This window comes from Methylovorus sp. MM2, from assembly GCF_001648895.1.
In the GTDB taxonomy this organism is placed as follows: domain Bacteria; phylum Pseudomonadota; class Gammaproteobacteria; order Burkholderiales; family Methylophilaceae; genus MM1.
Map to the genome: position 1 here is coordinate 1 of NZ_LXUF01000020.1, position 511 is coordinate 511.

The following is a 511-nucleotide window of genomic DNA, read 5'->3' on the forward strand; positions in this document are numbered from 1 at the left end:
ATTGCAAACACGATACCGATCCGGGCTGCGCTAGCCGGGAAGCGGTTGAGGAAGGGAAAATCGCGGAAACCCGTTTCGAAAACTATCACCGTATTCTGGAAAGCATGGCGCAGGTAAAAACGCGTAAAAACTTTTCTGATACGGATGACTGACAATTAAGCTAACCGTCGTTAGAATCGTCCCCTTTTTTTCAGGATCCGGCATGTAGGCCGGATCAGGAACGACAAAACAATGGCCTGGAGGCTACCTTGTTAAATTCATTTAAACTTTCGCTACAGTACATTCTGCCGAGACTATGGCTTACTCGCCTGGCGGGTTGGGGCGCAAGCAAGCGGGCAGGATGGCTGACAAAACTGGTTATCGATCTGTTCGTTAAATACTACAAGGTCGACATGAAAGAGGCGCAAAAGCCGGACACCGCCAGCTACCGCACCTTTGACGAATTCTTTGTCCGTCCGCTGCGTGACGAAGTACGCCCAATCGATACCGATCCGAATGTACTGGTCATGCC

At 50.3% G+C, this 511-nt stretch carries 1 pseudogene; it reads left to right on the forward strand.

Features of this window, described 5'->3' with window-relative positions:
- Positions 1 to 248 precede the first annotated feature (248 nt).
- Positions 249 to 511, forward strand: a pseudogene (locus A7981_RS11670) (phosphatidylserine decarboxylase); the annotation flags it as partial.